The sequence below is a fragment of the Clostridium sp. SHJSY1 genome (genome assembly GCF_031626875.1).
Taxonomy (GTDB): Bacteria; Bacillota; Clostridia; order Clostridiales; family Clostridiaceae; genus Clostridium.
Map to the genome: position 1 here is coordinate 1 of NZ_JANDMF010000098.1, position 3,961 is coordinate 3,961.

Here is a 3,961-nt window from a genome sequence, read left to right on the forward strand (position 1 = left end):
ATAACTGAAATATTCAATTGAATCTAATAATTATATTAAATCAGAATTATAGAAATTAGTTTTCGTGACTACTCGATTAGAAAAATCTCTAAAATTCCCACCTTTATATCTCAAGATTTTCCTAATTATCTCTGATGAATTCCCAATTAATACATGTTAACCTAAAATAGGTCCATTTATTTAAGTGTAACAAAGAAATTATATTGTTTAAATAGTATAAAAAATTATCTTTCCACTAAAATAGATGATTTAAATCTACTAAATACAATGAGGAGATGTTATTATGAATTATAAAGTATTAGGTATAACAGCAGGAAGAAAAAATTCAAATTCAGAAATTTTACTTAAAGAAGCATTACTTGCATGTAAAGAACAGGGTGCAGAAGTGAAAATGATTAATTTGAGAGATTATAAAATTCTAGATTGTACAGGCTGCACTGCTTGTACCCATGCAATGACTGATGGCAAATATATTGGATGCACTTTAGATGAGAAAGATGACAAAAAAGCAATTATGGATATTATGCTAAAACAAGATGCTGTCATTTTTTCAGTTCCAACATATGATTTAATGCCTAGTGCAACCTTTTTAAAATTCATGCAAAGAAGTTTAGCTTATGCCACTTCATTTTTAGAAGCTATTGGTGTAATTGAACATAAGGATAGAATTGGAGCTATAATTTCAGTTGGTGGTTCTACTCGTTCATGGCAATCCATGGCTCTAGAAGGTATACAAGCAACAGCTTTTACAACTGACTTTAAAATTATCGATATGTATTTAGCTGCTCGTGCTGGAGCACCTAAGCAATGTCTACTTCACGACAATATGATTATTCGCGCTCATAAAGTTGGGGAAAATATCATGAAATCATTAACTACACCAATAAAAGAAAGAACTTGGCTTGGAGACAAAGATATGGGTTGGTGTCCAAACTGTCACTCTAATGCTTTAATACTTGGAGAACCTCAATGGGATGGACTACAGTTCCCAATCGAATGTCAAGTTTGTGGTGCAGGTGGCGATTTAGAAAAAACTAAAGATGGAAAATGGAAATTTGTAATTGCAGAAAATGGTCTATGCCGTGATCGTACTACTTCTGAAGGAATAAAAGCTCACTTAGATGAAATTTCTCATACACAAGGTGGTTTCTATACTAAAGAAAACTTAGCTATTGTAAAAGAAAAATTTGTTAAGTACAAAAAGTTAAACTTTTCTACAATTGAAATTAATAAAAAATAAAGTAATAGGAACCGTAATAATATAGAATGCGGTTCCTATTTTTATCTATTTATATATTTCCGAAAAATACTAATGTTATTACTTCATATCTCATTTTCATAATCAAAAATTATCTTTTTCCTCTTCATATACCTTAGGTAATATTGTTGCTAAATGGGTAAACTCTTTAAGATTATGTGCAAATAACCCCTTAACCGTTTCAATTGGTACTGACATTCCATCAGGAATAACTTTTACAGGCTGTCCATTTATAATTTGATATCCAATCCAGAAACGGCTTCTTAGTTCACTTCCACCATCAACTTCTCTAATCATATGTGTCATAAAGGCTGATGCTCCTTTACCTGGCTCTGGCCCATGCCCATTAGCACACATCATTGATCCACAGGAATCACTTCCAACCTTCCCTAAATCGTAGCCAAAAATATCTGGAGATTCAAATTCTAGAATTAAATCATCTGGTCCCGGTCCTATATCTTCTAGTACAATATGCTTAGTCCCCCAAGTTCTTTCTCTCATAGGAAGTGATTTATTAAGAACCTTTTTTCTGTTCTGTGTTCTAGCATAAAAATGGTCTTCTGGATCCCAAATTCTATATCTTAAATCCTCTAATGAGTGCCAAGCAAACCACCATTCAAACATTTCAACTGTAACACCTTGCATAAATGTTTTGTTAGCCAAAAATCCAGTACCCTCTTCCATTATGCAATACCCAACTTCACATTCAAGATAGCCTTCTTTAAGCAAATCATTTCTATCATGAATTTTTAATACTTTTTTTGAATCTATTGGTCCATTTTTTAAAATTTCTAGCTTTTCTACTGGAATCGGTGTCATGTCCAAGTTATAATATTTAGAGTAGCTATATTTCTTTTCTTTAATAGTTAGTTCTTTTCGTGTTGCTATATTCATACATGTTATACCCCTTGCCTTAAAAATATTGCAGTAACTGCACAATCAGTCGCAGCTTTTTTTGCTTCATCTATAAGTTCATCTGGAACTTTATCATATCTAATATCTATTTTATCTTCAACTTCATTAAGTTTAAATAATTTAGGATGCAAGTCTTCACACAAACCACATCTAATACAAAAATCTTTAATTTCTATTTTCATACTTTATCACTCCTATTTATATTTACAAGCTTCATCTGCAGAAGCAAAACCTTGTGAAAAGCTCACAGTAGTCATTCCAATACCACCTATTGGGGGATTACCAAAAACTTCACCAACAGCACAATCGCCAGCTGCATATAGACCTTTTATAACTGAATATTCTTTATCTAATACTTCACATTTTCCATTAATTTTAATTCCACCCATAGCTTGATATCCACCTTTAAATACACGCATAGCATAGAATTTAGAATTTTTTAAAGGTCTTAAGAAAGATGGATTCTTTGCGAATTCTTCATCATGACCATTTTCACAATAACTATTATAATTAAGAATAGTTTCTTTCATATTTTCATAGTTAATTTCTGTCTTTTCACACAATTCCTCAATAGTATCTGCAAGAAAAACATGATTATTTCTCTTAACATTAATTAGTTCTTCAAATTGTTCATGTACATTATGAAGTTTTTCAGCTGGAAAAATGTGATATATATAATCTAAGCCTTCTTCTTCCATATGTTTTACTGTGTTTTCATCAAATATGATATATGCACATTTACCTTTTTGATTAGCTATAGCTGTTCCCATAGTCATATGATCATTTGACATTTCTTCATTAATAAAACGTTGACCTAGTTGATTTACCCATAAATAAGGCTGTTCCTGCATTGTTCTGGTTTCGTTAAATACTATCCATCCACTGTTACCCATTATTCCAGGTCCAGGTACAAGGTTGTGTCCATTAATCCCCATAGCCCCTTTAGCACCTTTTATAGCCCAAACAGCCATTTGCCCATCACCAGTCATTTGTGCGTTAGGAAAAGTATTAAATAAAACATTTCCACCATTATCGCAATTATTATTAGTGTATGTATGACCAGTATATTTTTTTATTAATTCAGGATTATTACTAAAACCTCCTGAGGCCACAATTATAGCTTTTGCTGATATTTTAATTTCATTTCCATCTTTATCTGTAGCTATGGCACCTGTTACTTTATCATTTTCTTTTATAAAACTTTTAATTGGAGTATTAAAGTATATTTCTCCACCAAGTTCTCTAAATTTTTCTGCTGCTCTCTTGCATATAATGGCGGCTCCATGTCCTTTACCTCTAGCTTTAAAGTAATATATATCTCCAATGTTATAGGCATTTGGAAATCCACCTTCATATCCTCTCTCTACTCCTAACTTTTCAAGAGGAACTTGCACTACTTTTTCAAACTTAATGCCTAAATCCTCTATGAAAGTAGGTATACGATAAGAGTTATTAATCCATGTACGAACAACTGCTGGATTTGCATTCCAATTAGTATAATTCATATGGATTTTAAAAGCTTTATCTCTATATTCATCGTTTTTCCTTACTGCACAGGTCATCATTGGTGTGTTAGAAACTCCACCTCCTTGGAATGGCCTCTTTTCAAACACTGCAACCTTTAAACCTTTTTTTACACCTGTTACAGCTGCAGATAATCCAGCGAGTCCACTTCCCATTACTACTAAATCCGCTTCAACATTTTTCATAATTTATCTTTAGTGAGAGAGTGTATTGTAAGTACCAAACTCCCACTAAATCCTCCTTTCATTCTTACCATCCATTTTT

4 protein-coding genes are annotated in these 3,961 nt (G+C 32.1%); 1 reads left to right on the top strand and 3 read right to left on the bottom strand.

The genetic code is table 11. The annotated features are described in order from the left end of the window. Window positions 1-283 precede the first annotated feature (283 nt). Window positions 284-1,240, top strand: coding sequence for a flavodoxin family protein (locus NNC19_RS23190; protein WP_310941061.1), 957 nt, complete (start codon window positions 284-286; stop codon window positions 1,238-1,240). A 102-nt stretch (window positions 1,241-1,342) separates the two neighbouring features. Here NNC19_RS23190 and NNC19_RS23195 read toward each other — a convergent pair whose 3' ends face one another. Genes NNC19_RS23195 through NNC19_RS23205 form a run of 3 tightly spaced genes read right to left on the bottom strand, consistent with a single transcriptional unit; the run spans window position 1,343 to window position 3,882 of the window. Then, entirely contained in the window at window positions 1,343-2,152 is an 810-nt protein-coding gene (locus NNC19_RS23195) for a DAPG hydrolase family protein (RefSeq protein WP_310941062.1), read from the bottom strand. Between the two features lie 5 nt (window positions 2,153-2,157). After that, a complete protein-coding gene (locus NNC19_RS23200) occupies window positions 2,158-2,355 on the bottom strand; it encodes a 4Fe-4S domain-containing protein (RefSeq protein WP_310941063.1) in 198 nt (65 codons plus the stop codon). Window positions 2,356-2,367: 12 nt separating this feature from the next. Then, the gene (locus NNC19_RS23205; RefSeq protein ID WP_310941064.1) at window positions 2,368-3,882 is read right to left on the bottom strand and encodes an FAD-binding protein; all 1,515 of its coding nucleotides are present in this window, start codon (window positions 3,880-3,882) and stop codon (window positions 2,368-2,370) included. Window positions 3,883-3,961 lie beyond the last annotated feature (79 nt).

Excerpts from the sequence above, each read along its gene's own strand:
- NNC19_RS23190 (WP_310941061.1), top strand. The coding sequence starts at position 284 with ATGAATTATAAAGTATTAGGTATAACAGCAGGAAGAAAAAATTCAAAT.
- NNC19_RS23195 (WP_310941062.1), bottom strand. The coding sequence starts at position 2,152 with ATGAATATAGCAACACGAAAAGAACTAACTATTAAAGAAAAGAAATAT.
- NNC19_RS23200 (WP_310941063.1), bottom strand. The coding sequence starts at position 2,355 with ATGAAAATAGAAATTAAAGATTTTTGTATTAGATGTGGTTTGTGTGAA.
- NNC19_RS23205 (WP_310941064.1), bottom strand. The coding sequence starts at position 3,882 with ATGAAAAATGTTGAAGCGGATTTAGTAGTAATGGGAAGTGGACTCGCT.